We start from the raw sequence: 18,146 nt of genomic DNA, 5'->3' as shown, positions 1-18,146 counted from the left end.
GTCTTATTACAGAACCGGTCTTAAGAGGGCTGCTTAGTGGTGCGTAGGTAAGGCAGCTTGATGTCTACATCGCCAAAACGCTCTTTAGCCTCTTCATCGTTAAGTGATAGAGCTACGATTACGTCCTCACCAGGCACCCAGTTAGCTGGCATCGCAATTGGCACACCGTAAGAAGCTTGAAGTGCGTCAAGCGCACGCAGTACTTCAGCAAAATTGCGACCAACAGACATCGGATATGTCATCGAAAGCTGAAGCTTTTTATCTGGGCTAAAAATGAATACAACTCGAACACTAGCAGAATCAGCTGCTGTTCTGCCATCAGGAAGGTATGCTTCCGCTGGCAACATATCGAGTGCTTTAGAAACCTCTAGCGACTCATCAGCAATGATTGGGAAATTAGCCTTTGCATTGGCAAAGCTCTCGATATCGCACTTCCACTCTTTGTGCTCATCAACACCGTCAACCGATAGACCGATCACTTTGGTATTGCGCTTCGCCCATTCATCGGCCAGTTGAGCAACTGCGCCAAATTCAGTTGTACATACTGGAGTAAAGTCTTTCGGATGGCTGAAAAGGATTGTCCAGCTATCACCAATGAAATCATGAAGCTTGAATTCACCCTGATCAGTGACAAGATCAAGATTTGGGACAGTATCATTAATACGTAAAGCCATGGTTTATCTCCATTGTTAATTTAATTTCGACTTATCTTCAGTCGATATGGTTATAGTTACATAACAAAAATACATAATAAATTTTATTATGTTTATGGCCTTGATAAATTATATCTATGTTGGTCATCGAAGAGCTTGGCGAAAAAAGAACTTAAACTAGTTCGCCTGTGTCACGATCACGCTTGGCTAATCGACCACGACTAGCGACGTAGTGCTGATTAAAGCGTTTGAAATAGGCATTGAGGTGGTTCGAGGCAGGTTCATCGCCTAACTGTTCAAGCAGTGCGATGGCAACTTCGGCGGTGCAGAGTTGTCCTTCATGAATCGCTTTGCGCAATCCATAACTCGACTCGCGCACTTCATCCAGACTGATCACTGGTAGATGTTGTAGGTAGTCAGAGTGGCGGAAGATCCTGCGCGCTTGTCGCCAGGTACCATCCAGCAGAATTAAAAGTGGCTTACCCGAACGTTGTTGGACCTCAACGGGCGTTGTCATTCGCTCGAGGTAGTCCTCTGCGGGTGGGAAGACAATGATAGGCTGATAAGAGGGATCGTTCAGTAAAGCTGTTAACTCGTCACCTGGCTCTTTGCGACCTTGCCACTCTATGACGCGGGTTTTAGCGATACTGTCGGCGATTAGCCTACCGGTATTGGTGGGTTTATAGGTTTCGTAGCGATGCATCAGCACCACAAACTCAACCTGTGATTCAACCTCAGATCGGTACTCACAGATACAGGCGGTGATTGGCAGACGGCAATGTTCACAGCGCTTTACATTAGCACCACGCGTAACAAAGGGTTTACGAGGGGGGTTGTCGATCTGAGGCATTGAGCAGCGTTAAAACTTAGCTTTTAGCGCTGCTATCAGTCTCTTCTGAGTCTGAACGGTTTGCATCGTCTTCGGCTTCGGCCGCGGCGAACTCATCTTCAAACTCCTCTTCATCCGTGTTGCGAACAAAGATACGGCCCATGATCAGACCTACTTCGAACAGCAGCCACATTGGCAGCGCGAGTAGTGATTGAGAGATGATATCTGGCGGTGTCAGCAGCATGCCGACAACAAAACAGCCAACGATCACATAGGCACGTTTTTCACCCAGTGACTGTGCAGTTGTCGCGCCTGACCAGATCAGTAACAGCGTTGCGATAGGGATCTCGAAGACCACACCGAAAGCGAAGAACAGTTTTAGAACGAAGTTCAAATAGCTGCTGATGTCCGTCATCACCGCAACGTTCTCTGGACCTACGCTGGTAAAGAAGCCAAATACCAGTGGGAAGACCACAAAGTAGGCAAAGGCAATACCGGCGTAGAAGAGGAAGATCGATGAGATCAGAAGAGGCACGGCAAGGTGCTTCTCATTTTCGTATAGACCCGGTGCGATGAAGCTCCAGATCTGATGCAGAATGTAAGGGATACCGATGAATACCGCTAACACCAATGCCAATTTAAAGGGCGCAAAGAACGGCGACGTAACGTCCGTCGCGATCATGCTGGTCCCTTCAGGCAGCAGCGCCGTCAGCGGTGCCGATAGGTAGGCATAAAGATCATTCGCGAAGTAGAAAAGCCCCGCAAAAATCACCAACACGAACAACACGATGCGCATGACGCGCTGGCGTAACTCGATTAGGTGGGCAATTAATGGCTGCTCTTTATCAGCTGTGTTTGTTTGGCTCATTCTGCTCTGTATTGTCCGCTAGCTGCTCAGCTGGTTCAGCAGTTACCGGCTCGGCAACATCTGATTCAGCGACTTGGGCAGCGCTCTCTTCTTGAGCGTTCTCTTCGGCTACGGCGGTTGGCTTGTAAGCTTCGTGAACGGAAGGGTCACTGGTAAATGAAGTTGGGTCAAAGTCGGTTTTGGGGGCGTCAGGTGCTGCTTTTTCTGCAGGCGAATCCTCACCAAAAGGACGCTGGAAAGATTCGGTAACATCACCAAGCTCTTTCTCTAGCTGATCTTTGCTCATCGCCGTGGTGCGTTTTAGCTCGTCAACGCGCAACTCTTCATTGATCTCGCGTTGAATCGAGCCAATAGAGCGGCGAATACGACCTACCCATAGGCCAACCGTGCGAGCTGCTGTCGGCAGTTTCTCTGGACCAAGTACGACCAGACCTACTACACCAACGATGAGCAGCTCGGCAAAACCGATATCAAACATCTTAAATTAAGACTTAGATTCGGTTTTATCTTCAGTTTTTTCAGCGTCTGCAGCTTTGAACTCTGCATCACTCTCTTGAGCGATTGATTTAGGCTCTTCTTTTGCGCCTTCATCAGACATTGCTTTTTTGAAGCCTTTTACAGCTGAACCTACGTCACCACCCAGGTTACGAAGTTTCTTAGTACCGAACAGCAGAATGATAATGCCGAGTACGATAACCAATTGCCAAATGCTGATACCACCAAAACCCATTACAGTTCTCCTAACGCGTTGTTGTTCTGTTTTAGTTTGTTATACACCTATTATTTGGTGCGATTAGCTTTTTCTTCAAGGCCTGACAGACCAAAACGTCGTGCCAGCTCCTCTAAAACCTGTTCCGGTGACACATCTAAGTGCTTTAACGCCACCATGGTATGAAACCAAAGATCAGCAGTTTCGTAGATTAGGTCCGAATTGTCACCACTCTTTTCTGCATCTTTAGCCGCAAGGATGGTTTCAGTCGCCTCTTCACCCACTTTCTCTAAGATTTTATTTAACCCTTTAGAGTAAAGACTGGCTACATAACTCGAGTCAGCTGACGCACCTTTACGTTCTTCAAGAATAGCGGACAGTTCGCCAATAACGTTATTCACCTTTGGTATCCTCTTTCGCATACAGCAGCGCTGGATCCTTCAGCACGTCCGTTTCAACTTGCCATTCGCCGGTCTCACTGTTGAGCTTACGGTAAAAACAGCTGCGGCGACCTGTGTGACAAGCCACTTCGCCAATTTGTTCAACACTCAACTGAATGACATCTGCATCACAATCCAAACGGATCGCGTGCAGCTGCTGAACATTACCCGACTCTTCACCTTTACGCCAAAGCTTTTGACGCGAACGCGACCAATAAATGGCACGCCCTTCGGCCACACTCAACTCTAATGACTCGCGGTTCATCCAAGCAACCATTAGGTTTTCACCGGTTTTGTAATCTTGAGCAATCGCCGGTACTAAGCCGCGATCATCCCACTTAATTTCATCTAACCAAGACATCTCTCTTTCCTATGCCCGCCACACAAGCAGCCAAGCCAAACCGGCTGGCAGCCAAGCATAACCGGGTAGGGATTCTACCCAAGCCAATACGGCCGGTTCTGCCAATGCTGTCGCAGCTGCTAAAGTGGCTGCCAGCAGCAGAGTACGGCGAGTATTGCGTGATCGCTGCTCTTGCGCTTGCTGCAAAGCCAGCATGCGTTGGAACTCTAACTCACCCGCTTGACGGTTTTGTTGCAAGTTATCAAAGACCAGTTGTGGAATTTGCGGTAACTTCTCAATCCAATCCGGTGCCTGCTGCTTGATATTCTTAATCATCGCTTTGACACCCATACGCTCTTTCATCCAGTTTTCTAGATAGGGTTTACCCGTTTTCCAAAGATCCAATTCTGGATAGAGCTGACGACCCAGCCCTTCAATATTGAGCAAGGTTTTTTGCAGAAGAATCAGTTGAGGCTGAACAACCATATTAAAGCGACGCGCCGTCTGGAATAGTCCTAACAGCACCATTCCAAAGGATATGTCCTTCAATGGCTTTTCAAAAATCGGCTCACAAACACTGCGAATCGCGGTTTCAAAAGCGTGAACATTGGTATCAGCAGGCACCCAACCGGAGTCGATGTGTAGCTGTGCCACCAAACGGTAGTCGCGCTGGAAGAAGGCCAAAATATTACGGGCCAGGTAGCTCTGATCTTCAGGTGAAAGCGATCCCACAATACCAAAATCAACGGCAATGTATTGTGGGTCGTCAGGATTTTCACGCGACACAAAGATATTGCCTGGGTGCATATCAGCATGGAAAAAGCTGTCACGGAAGACTTGGGTAAAGAAGATCTCTACGCCACGTTCAGCCAGCTTCTCCATATTGGTACCCTGAGCTTGCAAAGCGTCGACATCCGCTACAGGAATACCGGATATACGCTCCATCACCATGACGCTTTGACGCGTGAAGTCCCAATAAACTTCGGGCACGTAAAGAATATCTGAGTCGGCAAAGTTACGTCTTAGCTGAGTCGCATTGGCCGCCTCTTTACGCAGATCGAGCTCATCAAAGATGGTCTGCTCGTACTCTTCAACCACCTCAACGGGGCGCAGGCGCTTACCCTCGGACCAAAGATTCTGCACCATACGAGCCATGACATAGAGCAGCGCAACATCTTGGCGGATCACACGCTCAATACCAGGGCGAATCACCTTAACAACGACAGCACGGCCATCTTTCAGTCGGGCTGGATGAACTTGGGCAACGGATGCCGAGGCTAGGGGTTCGGCATCGAACTCTGCAAAAAGCTCATCGACACTGGCACCCAGTTGTTTCTCTATCAACTGACGCGCTTGTGCGCCTTCGAACGGAGGCACTCGATCCTGCAGAAGTGCCAACTCATTGGCGAGATCTGGCGGCAGCAAGTCACGTCGGGTTGATAGGGTCTGTCCAAACTTAATAAATACAGGACCTAAAGCGATCAATGCGCCGCGTAAACGCGCCTCAGAGCTGCCGTTGGCACGGAAGAAGAGACGCCAAGGCAAAAGCGTAACCACAAGGCGAAGGTACCAAGGCAAGCGGGTCGTGTTGATGAAGGTATCAAGACGAAAACGGGCGATAACCCAATAAATTTTGATGATTCTAAGAATGCTTTGCACGAAACGGCCGCCAGCACTGATCGATAATGAAGCGGCTATTATGCCACCTTAGAGGAGTATAAAAAAACAACTGCTCCAAAAGGAGCAGTTGTTAGAAGGTTATTGTGCCTTTATTGAGCGTTGCGCTCTTTCTCGATTAGGTGTTCTGCCACTTTCAACATGTTGGCGTGTGAGCCCGTTAGAGTAGAGGTAACTAAGTATTTACCGTTAACGATGATGCTGGGTACACCCTGAATCTGGTATCCACGGACACGCGCATCACTCTGCTTCAACTGCATGCCAACCGCAAAGGAGTTGTAGGTCTTAAGGAAGTCCTGTTTCGACACGCCATGCTCTTCAAATACTTCAGCGATATCTTCTGGGCTGCGGAAACGACGACGTTCAACATGAATCGCATCAAACATCGCTTGGTGAACCTTATCTTTAACGCCCAATAGCTTACCTACGTAATATGCACGAGCGAGCGGCTCCCAACTGCGGCCAAACACAACCGGCATATTTTCAAACGTCACATCGTCTGCAAGCTTCTGGCTCCAAGCGTGAAGCATCGGCTCAAAGGCATTACAGTGCGGACAAGAGTAACCAAAGGCCTCAACCACCTCGATTTTGCTCGCATCCGCTGTCGGTACAGGCTGCTTAAGAACGGTGTAGTGCTCACCCGCTTTCCACTCTGTCGCATGAGCAAGTGTGGCGCCAAGCGACAAAACGGCAACAGCAAACAGATTGAATGAACGTCTTAACATGATTTAGTTCCTTGGAATTTATCTTTAATAACTAAAGTAATGGTCATGGCTGAATTGAAGCTGAAATCAAAAAAGGCAGCCGAAGCTGCCTCTTTATAGAAGTCTACGATTACTCGTATAGACCCTGGATGTAAGCGGCTACCGCTTTCATTTCGTTCTCTTTCATCTTCGCAGCGATCGTACGCATCATCGCGTTTGGATCGTTGTTACGCTCACCTGAGTAGAACTTCTTAAGCGTGCTCTCAGTGTATTGAGCGTGCTGACCCGCTAGAGCTGGGTAGCCTGCAGAGGTAATGCCTTTACCTGCAGGACCGTGACAGGCAGTACACGCTGCAACGCCACTCTCTGGGTTACCTGCGCGGTAGATCTTCTGACCAAGCTCAACCAGTGCTGGATCTGCCTGACCACCAACCATCGTTTTACCCGCGTAGTGAGCGGCAATCGCAGCAAGCTCATCATCGCTCATCGCATCAAGAAGACCGGTCATTTCAGGAATAGCACGTGCACCTGACTTGATCTCTTTAAGCTGCTTTAGCAGGTATGGCTGGCCTTGGCCGGCAATCTTAGGAAAGTTACCCACCATACTGTTACCATCAGCACCGTGACAGCCAGCACATACAGCCGTTAATTGAGCGACATCTGCCGCATTCGATCCGCTAACCAGACCAACGCTGATCAACATTCCGAGTAATACTTTTTTCATGGCTCTCTACCCACATTTCATCTTTGAAAAGTTTGAAACCAGTGGTGCTGGCTTCGTCGAATCCGTTCAACGCGCTCGTTTTTTTCACTTTTGGTGGTTACGAGTTGACGACAGCGCTAAAATTGCGGTGCATTATAAACCTAATCATCTATAACGAAAACCGATAAACCCCGTACTTATATAGTACTAAAGGCCAGATATGACTGAAGAGTTAGAACAAATTCATTACAACACAGCACGTTTTCTTATAAGCGCGGCAAAACTCAGTCAATGTCCAGAAGATGTCGGTGCAGAAGTTGCCTTTGCTGGACGTTCCAATGCGGGCAAGTCGAGTGCCATTAACTCGCTAACCAATCAAAACAGTTTAGCGCGCACTTCTAAAACGCCAGGTCGCACACAGCTGATCAACTTTTTCGATCTGAATGTCGAAGGTGTGCGAATTGTCGACCTTCCAGGGTATGGCTATGCGAAAGTGCCCATCGCGATGAAAGAGCACTGGCAAAAGCATCTCGATGACTACCTACAGCGCCGTCAATGTCTGCGCGGGGTGGTATTGGTGATGGATATCCGCCATCCGATGAAAGAGTTCGATGAGATGATGATCGACTGGTGTGAATCTACGGGCGTGCCACTGCACATCCTTCTCACCAAAGCCGACAAGCTAAAACGCGGCCCAGCTCAGGCAACACTGTTGAAGATTAAGAAAGAGACCAAAGAGCGTCTGGCCGACAAAGTCAGTGTCCAGGTCTTTTCAGCACTAAAGAAAACGGGCGTCGATCAGCTACGTAACCGTCTAGACAGCTGGCTACTGCCTGAGCAGTTCGACGCAGAATAGAGCTATTTGTGTCAACGGGAGCACGCTTAGTGCGCTTGCTCCCAGTTATCACCGACACCCACTTCGACCAACAGCGGCACACTCAATTCAGCGGCCGACTCCATCAGACGTTTAATCTCTGCATTAAATGCATCAACCTGATCTTCAGCCACTTCAAAGACCAATTCATCGTGCACTTGCATGATCATTCTGGCATCAAAGCCGCTTTCTGTTAGCCAAGCATCCACCGCCAACATCGCGCGCTTAATGATATCGGCGGCGGTACCCTGCATCGGAGCATTGATCGCAGTTCGTTCAGCCCCCTGGCGCAACATTGGGTTACGGGCGTTGATCTCTGGCAAGTAGAGACGGCGACCAAAGATGGTCTCAACGTACCCCTGCTCGCGCGCCATGTCGCGGGTGCTCTCCATGTAGTTTTGGACACCTGGGTAGGTTTCGAAATAGTGCTCAATGTAGGTCTGCGCCTCTTTACGCGACGTACCCAACTGCTTGGCCAAACCAAACGCAGACATACCGTAGATCAAGCCGAAGTTGATCGCTTTGGCACTGCGGCGCTGATCGGTGCTGACCTCATCCGGTGAGACCTTAAAGACCTCGGCAGCCGTCGCTTTGTGAATGTCATCGCCATTGGCAAAGGCATTGACCAATCCCGCATCGCCAGAGAGGTGCGCCATAATGCGCAGTTCGATCTGTGAATAGTCGGCCGCCACCATGCGGTAGCCCTCTGGAGCGACAAAGGCGTGTCGGATGCGTCGACCTTCGGCCGTTCTAACCGGAATGTTCTGCAGGTTCGGGTCGGTCGAAGAGAGACGTCCGGTAGCCGTCACCGCTTGATGGTATGAGGTATGCAGACGACCCGTATTGGGATCAACCATCGTCGGCAGCTTGTCCGTGTAGGTCGATTTCAATTTGGTTAGACCGCGGTGCTCAATAATCAGCTTGGGCAGTGGGTACTCCAGCGCCAACTCTTGCAGCACCTCTTCTGCCGTCGACGGGGCGCCTTTCGGAGTCTTCTTAATCACCGGCAGCCCCTGCTTTTCAAACAGAATGGTCTGCAGTTGTTTAGGTGAGGATAGATTGAAGGGCTCGCCCGCCGCTTCAAACGCGTCGTTCTCTAACACCTTAAGGCGCTGCTCGATCTCAGCACTCTGTTGCGCCAGCAGTACCGATTTAATCAGCGCACCGTTGCGTTCAATGCGTGACAGAACCGGAATCAGTGGAATCTCGATCTCGTCTAGAATCGGTTTCACCGAAGGCACATCATTTAGAGCTTGCTGCAAAGTCTCATGCAGACGCCAAGTGATATCGGCATCTTCAGCGGCATAAGGGGCGGCCTGCTCTATCTCGATCTGATTAAAGGTCAGTTGCTTCTTGCCTTTACCGGCCAAGGATTCAAAGCTGATGGTACTCTCATCTAGATAGAACTTAGCCAAACTGTCCATATCATGGCGTGTCGCGGTACTGTTCAGCACATAGGATTCCAGCATGGTATCCGCTGATACGCCCTGAACATTGATGCCATATCGCGCCAGCACATTCATGTCGTACTTAATGTGCTGACCCACTTTCTTAAGGGAGGCATCCTCGAGCAGCGTTTTAAGCTCAGCTAACGCCCAATCAAAATTAACTTGCTCCGGCACGCCGACGTAATCATGGCCCAGTGGCAAGTACGCCGCTTTGCCCGCTTCACAACAGAATGAGACACCGACCAACTGCGCTTGCATGTAGTTTAGGCTGGTCGTCTCGGCATCAAAGGCAAAGGTGCCCGCAGCACGCAGTTTGGCAAACCATGTAGAGGCTGTCGCCTGATCCAAAATGGTTTCGTAGTGGCGTTCAACACTAGGCTTAGGAGCATCGGGCTCGCTTGAAGGCGCAGAGTCTTGCGTCGCTTGCCCATCGGGGCCCTCTAATAGTGCCACCCAAGAGCGGAACTCGTAATCCTTAAACAGCTCAATCAAGGAGGCGTTATCCGGTTGCGGAAGGTGCACATCCGACAGAGAGATCGACAGCTCAACATCGGTTTTAATCGTGGCCAACAGATAGGAGAGCTCAGCCGCTTCGCGATGCTCTTCAAGCTTCTTGGCCATGGTTTTAGAGCCGCGGAAGGTTAGATCGGCAATCTTATCGAGATTTTGGTAGAGGTCACTGATACCGCCAATACCTTGCAGAAGCGCCAGTGCCGTCTTCTCGCCCACACCTGGCACACCTGGAATGTTGTCGACCTTATCACCCATCAACGCCAGATAATCGATGATCAATTCTGGGGGAATACCAAACTTTTCGACCACCCCGTCGCGATCCATCTTAGTGTCCGTCATGGTGTTGATTAGGGTGACCTTATCATCGACCAACTGCGCCATATCTTTATCGCCCGTTGAGATCACAACCTCTAAGTTGTGCGCTTCGGCCTGACGCGCCAGTGTACCGATCACATCATCCGCTTCGACGCCCTCTTCCACCAACAGTGGCAATCCCATTGCCTTAATAATGTTGTGAACCGGCTCAATTTGCTCACGCAGATCATCGGGCATCGGGGGGCGCTGTGCTTTGTATTCAGGATAGATCTCATCACGGAAGGTTTTACCCTTAGCATCGAAGATGACCGCCACAGGAGAGTTTGGATAACTCTTTAGCAGACTGCGCATCATTGAGGTGACCAGTCGCACCGCACCGCTTGGACGTCCGTCGGATGTTCTTAAATCAGCCTGTTGTGACGCAAAGAAGGCGCGGAACAGATAAGAGGAGCCATCAACGAGAACTACGGGGGCTTTTGTGTCGGTCATAATAAGATATCTATTGTATTTTTAAGCAAGGCACACAATCATAGACAAAAGCGCTGCTGCACCCAAGCTTTAGCAGCAGATAGCCCCAGATCATTGAGAACCAACCATGGCTGTATACACTCAGGTGTCTAACACCGACCTCGACAAACTGCTCGCTGATTTTGATATTGGCCAGGCCGTGGCACTTAAAGGCATTGACGGTGGTATTGAAAACACCAACTTTTTCTTAACGACAGAAAAGAGCGGCCAGCAGGCGGAGTATGTACTCACTCTCTTTGAAGAGCTTGACAGAGATGAGGCACCTTTCTTTGTTGAACTGGGCAGTTGGCTAGCGAAACGTAATGTTCCCGTCTCTTATGCCATCGAAGATCGCAACGGCATGGGTCTGAAACAGATATCAAAAAAACCGGCCATTATTCAGCCGCGTTACCCCGGTGCACACCTAAAACGTGAGTTATTGACGGCCAGTCACTGTGCTCAAATCGGCACAGCCCTTGCACACTACCACCAAGCCTCTAAGGATTTTTATCTAAAGCGTCAGGCACACCGTGGGGTATTTTGGTGGCGCAGAGAGAGTGAACGACTCGCGCCTTTTATCGATTCAGAGTCTCGTGATCTGCTATCCGAAGAGGTCGCTCGGTTTGATGAGCTACGCGACACCTACACCAACCTGCCGATGGGCATTACCCATGGGGATCTTTTCCATGACAACGCGCTGTTCCATGAGGATAAGCTGACGGCAATTCTGGATATCTACAATGCGGCAACCGCCTACTGGCTCTATGACCTTGCGATTGTCGCCAATGATTGGTGTCTGGATGAGAATCTGCAGATTGATCCGGTGAGAGAGCAAGCGCTGTTAAAAGCCTATTCAGCGATTCGCCCCTTTAGTGCAGAAGAGCATGAGGTTTGGCCGCAGCTGACTCGTACGGCCGCGATGCGTTTTTGGCTATCACGCCTTGAGCCTTGGGTTGATGCCCAGCAAGGCAAAGGCAGCGATAAGACACTGAAAGACCCTGATGAGTTTAAACAGGTGCTGATGCACCGAATTAAATCGCCGAGTCAGCTGTAGGAACGAATTTCTACATTTAAAAGATAGTGGTGTCAGACCGGAGGTCAGACACCTGTGAGGAACCGGTGGGTCTGACCTCTGGTCTGACCCATCTATCTATGCCAGTGATAATAAAGCTTCCGCCAACTTAATCTCGTCGTAGCGATCTGTGCGTTCAGGATTAGCCAGATCAACATCCAAAAGCTGAATGCCACGCTTATCAAGCCAGTTTAAAAACTCTGCATCAATGCCACTCAACAGTGTGGAATCGGTCAACAGAATATCGATACAGCGCTCCACTCCACTCTGAAAAACACCGCCTGCATCTCGGGCAACAAATCGTTCCAACTGCTCAATCTGCTCCTGCAACGTCATACCAAATTGTTCAGGATCCATACCTAAATTGGGGACATACACTTTGCTGGCAGGGTTATCCATGATCGCTTTACCAACCCCTTTGGGGAGTAGGTTAGCCAAAATACTGCTATAGAAACTGCCAGGTGGGAAGACGACCAAATCTGCTGAATGGATCCAACCTCTCTCTTGATCGGCCAGATGCGATTCAGAGCCCTGCGGCAAATGCAGATCAAGCGAGGCGATACGCTCATTTAATGGCTGGGACTCTTTTCCTGTCATCAAGTGCTGCCCGATGATCTCTCGCCCACTCTCTGTCGTCACTTTCAGTTCACCGCACTCGTCCGTAACAGTGCGTACTTGGCCTCTAACATGAACCAGACGACTGAACAACAGAGCAATAGGATCTAATGATCGATTATGGCTCAGGTAGCCCCCCGCCAATATCAGATTACCAATACTGGCTCGCCTGAAGTCAAAATCATTGGGTGCTGACTCAAGAAAGTAGTTTAAAAAATCACAAATAATGCTCTGCACTGGCTCGGGGATGGACTGGACACGCTTGTCGTTGCCTTGTTGCATCGCCTCTACCCTTGCACGCAGCTCCGACTGCGATTCATTCGTCGGCAGACGATAAGCAAATAACTCTGTCACTTCAGGGTGACCGGCCAGTGAAGCGTCAGCTAACGCCATCATTCGAGAACGCAAATCGCCCACTGCAGGCATATCAAATGCGTTTCGCAACACAGCGGAGCTGCCGCCAGAGTCATAGGGAGTCACTAAATGAATAGAGTTATGGGTATAGCGTTTGAGAATCTGCGAAAAGCCATTCAACGCAGTGCCACCGCTAAAAAAAAGCAACTTAGGCCCGGTATCAGGGTTGGCTTGATACTCAGCCAAACGGGCAGTCGTATGGTCAGCAGATAAGGGCATTCACTACTCAATAAAGGTGGATATGTCATCCCAGTGTAAGTTTGCTGCGTAGGAATGCCAAGACTCCCATAATAATTATGCGTATACTGTACGCCCATTCAGTAATTTCTCTTTTTGAGCAGTGCGGCACTATGGATGTAACTCACATTATCGACTCCCTCAACGATGCGCAGCGTGAAGCGGTTACCGCGGATATCAGCAACCTTCTGGTGCTGGCCGGTGCAGGATCAGGCAAGACGCGTGTCTTGGTTCACCGAATCGCTTGGTTGATAGAAGCCGAGCAGATTTCACCCTATTCGATATTGGCGGTTACCTTTACCAATAAAGCGGCTAAAGAGATGCGTGGGCGTATCGAGAGCCTGCTCAACGTCAATGTGCATGGCATGTGGGTCGGTACTTTCCACGGCTTGGCGCACCGACTGCTTCGCTCGCACTGGCAAGAGGCCGGGCTGCGTGAGAACTTCCAGATCATGGACTCCGATGACCAGTTACGTTTGGTTAAACGCATCTCTAAGGAGATGGGATTAGACGATTCACGCTGGCCGCCGAAACAGATTCAGTGGTACATCAATGCACAGAAAGATGAAGGGCTACGCAGTAAACATCTAGAGCGCACCGGTGACCTGGTACAAGACACCTTAATACGTGTCTATGAGGCGTATGAACAAGCCTGTGATCGCGGCGGCATGATCGATTTTGGTGAACTCCTGCTGCGCTGCCTTGAACTGCTGCGTGATAAGAACCCACAACTGCTGCAGCACTACAAAGAGCGCTTCCGTTACGTCTTAGTAGACGAGTTCCAAGACACCAACGCCATTCAGTACGCTTGGTTGCGCCTGCTCTGTCAGGGTGAACACAAACTGATGGCCGTGGGCGATGACGATCAGTCGATTTACGGCTGGCGTGGCGCACGTATTGAGAACATTCAAAACCTTGAGGCACACTTTGGTGGGCTTAAGACCATCAAGTTAGAGCAGAACTACCGCTCGACAGACAACATTCTGTCTGCGGCCAATGCCGTCATTCGCAACAACTTTGGACGACTGGGTAAGGAGCTGTGGACCGAGGGCAATCAAGGCGATCCTATCAGCCTCTACGCAGCCTTTAATGAACAGGATGAAGCGCGATTCATTGTCGATCGCATCGCACAGTGGGTATCGGATGGTAATCGTCGTGACGAGAGCGCCATTCTCTACCGTTCCAACGCACAATCCCGTGTGCTTGAGGAGATGCTGATCCGTGCCGCAATTCCCTATCGCATCTATGGCGGCCAACGATTCTATGAGCGTTTAGAGATTAAAAATGCCCTCGCCTACCTGCGCCTAATAGCCAACCGCGATGACGATACGGCGATGGAGCGCGTCATTAACGTGCCAACCCGAGGCATCGGCACCCGCACCATTGAAGAGGTACGCGATTACGCGCGAAGCCAAGGCATATCAATGTGGCGAGCCTCGAACGAGATTATCGAGCATAAGAAACTACCTGCACGTGCCGGCAATGCACTGCAGGCCTTCTTAGATCTGGTCAATCAGTTGACGGTTGATACAGAAGAGGCATCCCTGCAGGAGCGGACAGAACATACCATTCGCTTCTCTGGACTGATTGCTCACCATGAAAAAGAGAAAGGTGAAAAAGCTCAATCACGCATCGAAAACTTAGAAGAGCTAGTGACCGCAGCGCGCCAGTTTGAGCAGCAGTGGTCCCAGGAGGAGAACCCTGAGTTCCCTTCCGTGCTGGCAGCCTTTCTTGATCAAGCTGCACTGGATGCCGGTGAATCACAGGCGGATCCCAATACCGACAGCGTTCAACTGATGACACTGCACTCAGCGAAAGGCTTGGAGTTCCCGCTGGTCTTCCTATGCGGTATGGAAGAAGGCTTGTTCCCACACAGCATGTCGGCCGAAGAGCCCGGACGTTTAGAAGAGGAGCGCCGCCTCTGTTATGTAGGCATTACGCGTGCCATGCAGAAACTCTACATGACCTATGCTGAGTCCCGCCGACTTCATGGCCAAGACAACTACAACCGCCCTTCACGCTTCATTCAGGAGATTCCATTGGAGTTGATAGAAGAGGTGCGCCTGAATGCTAGCGTTCGCCGACCGCTTTCGAGTGGCTCGGATATGGAGGTCAGCTTCACACCACAATCCGCTTTTGCCAGCGAAGTACCCGATACTCAGCTCAGTTTAGGCCAGAGAGTCAATCACCCTAAATTTGGTGACGGCATGGTCATAAACTTTGAGGGGTCCGGCCCGAAGGCCCGAGTACAAGTGAACTTCGACTATGAAGGCACCAAATGGCTAGTCGTTGGTTTTGCTAATCTAACAACGCTGTGAATAAAACATTTCAGTTTGTTTAAAGAAAAATTACACCTGTGTAACATTCTTGTAACAAAAGTGTATTTAAATGGCGTCAACTTAAATTAGCGACTACTTTAAGTAGTGGTAAATCAATGAACCAAGCAAGAGGAGCTTCTCTTGGAAATTAAAGACATGAATAAGCTGGATAAAGCGACAGCATCTAACCGTGGCGATGTTATGCGCATCGGTTACGCCCTGCTCTTCCTAGTAGGTATTGTTCTCTTTATCTCAGCACAAGTTGGGGATATCCCAGGAAGTTACATCCTTGTCATTGCCGCAATGATCGGTGGTTACATGGCAATGAACATTGGTGCTAACGACGTAGCCAATAACGTGGGCCCAGCAGTAGGTTCAAAGGCGCTTACCCTAACAGGCGCTATCATTATCGCGGCTATCTTTGAAGCATCGGGTGCTTTAATCGCCGGCGGTGACGTTGTCAGCACAATCAAAAAAGGGATCATCAACCCAGAAGTGATTGGTGATGCTGATACCTTTATTTGGTTGATGTTAGCCGCACTTCTAGCGGGTGCGTTATGGCTTAACCTAGCAACAGCTGTTGGTGCTCCTGTCTCTACTACTCACTCTATTGTTGGTGGTGTATTGGGTGCTGGTATCGCTGCAGGCGGTTTTGGTATTGCTAACTGGGACAAGATGGGCGCGATCGCAGCAAGCTGGGTGATCTCACCTGTACTTGGCGGCCTGATTGCAGCTGGTTTCCTATACCTAATCAAACGCACCATTACTTATAAGTCGGACATGCGTGTTGCAGCTAAGAAGATGGTACCTCTGCTGATCATGTTGATGGCTTGGGCATTCTCGACCTACCTAGCACTTAAAGGCGTTAAGAAGCTGATCAAACTCGATTTTGTGACAGCTCTACTGATCGGTCTAGCCATTGCGGTAGTTATTTACTTCATTGTTAAAGGTCTGGTAGCTAAAGCAGCTGACCGCCTGGATAACGATAAAGCGGGTGTTAACCAACTGTTCACCATTCCTCTAATCTTCGCTGCAGCACTACTAAGTTTCGCACACGGTGCAAACGACGTTGCAAACGCCATTGGTCCACTAGCGGCGATCAACGATGCGATCGTTAACCACGGCATTTCAACGAAAGCAGCGATCCCACTTTGGGTCATGATGATCGGTGCTCTAGGTATCGCGTTGGGTCTAGCACTATTTGGTCCAAAACTGATCAAAACCGTTGGTTCTGAAATTACTGAGTTGGATCAGACACGTGCATTCTCTATCGCTATGGCGGCAGCGATCACGGTTATCATCGCTTCTCAGCTAGGTCTTCCAGTATCTTCAACTCACATTGCTGTGGGCGGTGTATTCGGTGTGGGCTTCCTTCGTGAGTACTTGAAATCAAGCCACGCTCGCATGATCAACGAGATCAAATCGCACCACCAAGGTGCTGATCAAGAGGAAGTGGAAGAGTTTCTTGCTAAGTTTGAAAGTGCATCAATCGATGACAAAGCTAAAATGCTTAAGCAACTTAAGAAGAAAACAGCCTCTGCAGAACTAAGCAAAAAAGAGCGCAAGCAGCTTAAGAAAGCGTACAAACAGGAGCTGGTTAAGCGTTCAGCTGTTTACAAAATTGCCGCTGCATGGGTTATTACAGTTCCAGCATCAGGTACATTGGCGGCGATTCTGTTCTACGTAATCCGTGGAATCATGGTCTAATAAACGCCAAACTATCCATCAAAAAGCCCCTTCGTGGGGCTTTTTTGCGTCTTATATTTATCATTAAATTGTCATAAACGCTTCACAGAGTTGTAACAAAGCAAGCGCCTAATAGTTATCAAAGAGGTAAGCGACAGCCTACCGACTGATTTAGAAACTAAGGAGTTTGAAATGTTCCTACGACTCGCAACAACAGCTGCTACTTTAACCGCTCTAATGAGCACTCCAGCAATGGCCCGAGATAACGTGAGCATCGCTGGTTCATCTACCGTTCTTCCATTCGCAACAATCGTTGCTGAGCGTCTAGGTCGTAACCCAGCGTTCAACACACCTGTTGTTGAATCAGGCGGTTCTTCTGTTGGTAAAAAAGGCGTTTGTGACGGCATCGGTACTGAGTTCATCGATATCGGTAACGCTTCTTCACGCATGAAGAGTGGCGAACTAGAGTACTGTGATGCAAACGGCGTGAAGATCACTGAGATCAAAGTCGGCTACGACGGTATCGTATTTGCTAACTCTAAAGACGCTGCTCAACTAGAGATCTCTCGCTCAGACCTTGGTAAAGCCTTAACAGCTAAAGTGGCCGTTAACGGTGAGCTAGTTGATAACCCATTCAAAACTTGGAAAGACGTTAACCCAGCGCTTCCAAATGTTGCAATCCGTGTCTACGGTCCACCAACGACTTCTGGTACTCGTGCATCATTCGCTGAAATCATCAACGAAAAAGCGTTCTGTAAAAAAGACGACGAGATGAAAGCAGCACTAAAAGCAGCAGGCAAAAAAGCAAAGTCTTGTCGTGCGATGCGTACTGACGGTGCGTACATCGAAGCTGGCGAGCAGGACAACCTGATCGTTCAAAAGCTGCAAGAAGACTCAGAAACTTTCGGTATTTTCGGTTTCTCTTACCTTGATCAGAACTCTGACACTCTACAGGGTGCGAAACTGGATGGCGTAGCACCAACATTCGAAGCGATTGCTGACGGTTCTTACAAAGCATCACGCGCACTGTTCATGTACGTTAAACACCAGCACGTTGGTGTTGTACCAGGCATTGCTGAGTACATGACTGAGTGGACTAAACACTGGGACGAAGATGGCATCCTAGCGGACGCAGGCATGATCCCAATGCCAACTGCAGAACGTGAAGAGATGGCTGCTCGCATGACAGCACTGCCAGTTCTTACTGCTGATGCTCTTAAGTAA

Annotated in this window: 17 protein-coding genes; 5 read left to right on the top strand and 12 right to left on the bottom strand. The window is 49.5% G+C overall.

Going from position 1 to position 18,146, the window contains the following annotated elements:
• Window positions 1-20: 20 nt before the first annotated feature.
• From XMD564_RS04215 to XMD564_RS04170, 10 genes are all read right to left on the bottom strand, one after another.
• Window positions 21-674, bottom strand: a complete 654-nt coding sequence (locus XMD564_RS04215; RefSeq protein ID WP_173481858.1) for a peroxiredoxin — start codon at window positions 672-674, stop codon at window positions 21-23.
• 151 nt (window positions 675-825) lie between these two features.
• Complete coding sequence (locus tag XMD564_RS04210; RefSeq protein ID WP_173481857.1) at window positions 826-1,503, bottom strand: tRNA-uridine aminocarboxypropyltransferase; 678 nt, start codon at window positions 1,501-1,503, stop codon at window positions 826-828.
• Between the two features lie 16 nt (window positions 1,504-1,519).
• Window positions 1,520-2,350, bottom strand: a complete 831-nt coding sequence (gene tatC, locus XMD564_RS04205) for a twin-arginine translocase subunit TatC (RefSeq protein WP_173481856.1) — start codon at window positions 2,348-2,350, stop codon at window positions 1,520-1,522.
• On the bottom strand, window positions 2,328-2,828 hold the full coding sequence (gene tatB / locus XMD564_RS11555; RefSeq protein WP_173481855.1) for a Sec-independent protein translocase protein TatB: 501 nt from the start codon (window positions 2,826-2,828) through the stop codon (window positions 2,328-2,330). The genes tatC and tatB overlap by 23 nt, the downstream gene beginning before the upstream one ends.
• A 6-nt stretch (window positions 2,829-2,834) precedes the next feature.
• A complete protein-coding gene (gene tatA / locus XMD564_RS04195) occupies window positions 2,835-3,080 on the bottom strand; it encodes a twin-arginine translocase TatA/TatE family subunit (protein ID WP_173481854.1) in 246 nt (81 codons plus the stop codon).
• A 50-nt stretch (window positions 3,081-3,130) separates the two neighbouring features.
• On the bottom strand, window positions 3,131-3,460 hold the full coding sequence (locus XMD564_RS04190; protein WP_173482634.1) for a phosphoribosyl-ATP diphosphatase: 330 nt from the start codon (window positions 3,458-3,460) through the stop codon (window positions 3,131-3,133).
• A complete protein-coding gene (hisI, locus tag XMD564_RS04185) occupies window positions 3,453-3,860 on the bottom strand; it encodes a phosphoribosyl-AMP cyclohydrolase (RefSeq protein WP_173481852.1) in 408 nt (135 codons plus the stop codon). Before hisI ends, XMD564_RS04190 begins: the two co-directional genes overlap by 8 nt.
• A gap of 9 nt (window positions 3,861-3,869) precedes the next feature.
• Window positions 3,870-5,498 carry a ubiquinone biosynthesis regulatory protein kinase UbiB gene (gene ubiB / locus XMD564_RS04180; RefSeq protein WP_173507872.1) on the bottom strand — a complete coding sequence of 543 codons (1,629 nt, stop codon included), beginning with the start codon at window positions 5,496-5,498 and terminating at the stop codon, window positions 3,870-3,872.
• A 110-nt stretch (window positions 5,499-5,608) separates the two neighbouring features.
• Complete coding sequence (locus tag XMD564_RS04175) at window positions 5,609-6,241, bottom strand: thiol:disulfide interchange protein DsbA/DsbL (RefSeq protein ID WP_173481850.1); 633 nt, start codon at window positions 6,239-6,241, stop codon at window positions 5,609-5,611.
• 109 nt (window positions 6,242-6,350) lie between these two features.
• Window positions 6,351-6,944: a cytochrome c gene (locus XMD564_RS04170; protein WP_173484178.1), complete on the bottom strand. Its 594-nt coding sequence runs from the start codon at window positions 6,942-6,944 to the stop codon at window positions 6,351-6,353.
• A 199-nt stretch (window positions 6,945-7,143) separates the two neighbouring features.
• On the opposite strand from XMD564_RS04170, the gene yihA reads away from it, so the two are divergent.
• Window positions 7,144-7,779, top strand: a complete 636-nt coding sequence (yihA, locus tag XMD564_RS04165; RefSeq protein WP_173506912.1) for a ribosome biogenesis GTP-binding protein YihA/YsxC — start codon at window positions 7,144-7,146, stop codon at window positions 7,777-7,779.
• A 26-nt stretch (window positions 7,780-7,805) separates the two neighbouring features.
• Here yihA and polA read toward each other — a convergent pair whose 3' ends face one another.
• Entirely contained in the window at window positions 7,806-10,562 is a 2,757-nt protein-coding gene (gene polA, locus XMD564_RS04160; protein WP_173507871.1) for a DNA polymerase I, read from the bottom strand.
• Window positions 10,563-10,668: 106 nt separating this feature from the next.
• Between polA and XMD564_RS04155 the strand changes: the two genes are divergently transcribed.
• A complete protein-coding gene (locus XMD564_RS04155) occupies window positions 10,669-11,634 on the top strand; it encodes a homoserine kinase (RefSeq protein WP_173507870.1) in 966 nt (321 codons plus the stop codon).
• Window positions 11,635-11,730: 96 nt separating this feature from the next.
• Here the strand turns inward: XMD564_RS04155 and XMD564_RS04150 are convergent, their stop codons facing one another.
• On the bottom strand, window positions 11,731-12,900 hold the full coding sequence (locus XMD564_RS04150; protein ID WP_173507869.1) for a GAK system CofD-like protein: 1,170 nt from the start codon (window positions 12,898-12,900) through the stop codon (window positions 11,731-11,733).
• Window positions 12,901-13,031: 131 nt separating this feature from the next.
• Here XMD564_RS04150 and uvrD point away from each other — a divergent pair, with 131 nt between their 5' ends.
• From uvrD to XMD564_RS04135, 3 genes are all read left to right on the top strand, one after another.
• A complete protein-coding gene (gene uvrD / locus XMD564_RS04145) occupies window positions 13,032-15,236 on the top strand; it encodes a DNA helicase II (RefSeq protein WP_173481844.1) in 2,205 nt (734 codons plus the stop codon).
• Window positions 15,237-15,377: 141 nt separating this feature from the next.
• Complete coding sequence (locus tag XMD564_RS04140) at window positions 15,378-16,943, top strand: inorganic phosphate transporter (protein ID WP_173481843.1); 1,566 nt, start codon at window positions 15,378-15,380, stop codon at window positions 16,941-16,943.
• A 171-nt stretch (window positions 16,944-17,114) separates the two neighbouring features.
• Window positions 17,115-18,146, top strand: coding sequence for a substrate-binding domain-containing protein (locus XMD564_RS04135; protein WP_173481842.1), 1,032 nt, complete (start codon window positions 17,115-17,117; stop codon window positions 18,144-18,146).

Source organism: Marinobacterium sp. xm-d-564, from assembly GCF_013283345.1.
Lineage (GTDB): Bacteria > Pseudomonadota > Gammaproteobacteria > Pseudomonadales > Balneatricaceae > Marinobacterium_E.
This window is presented reverse-complemented; position numbering and strand designations above follow the sequence as displayed.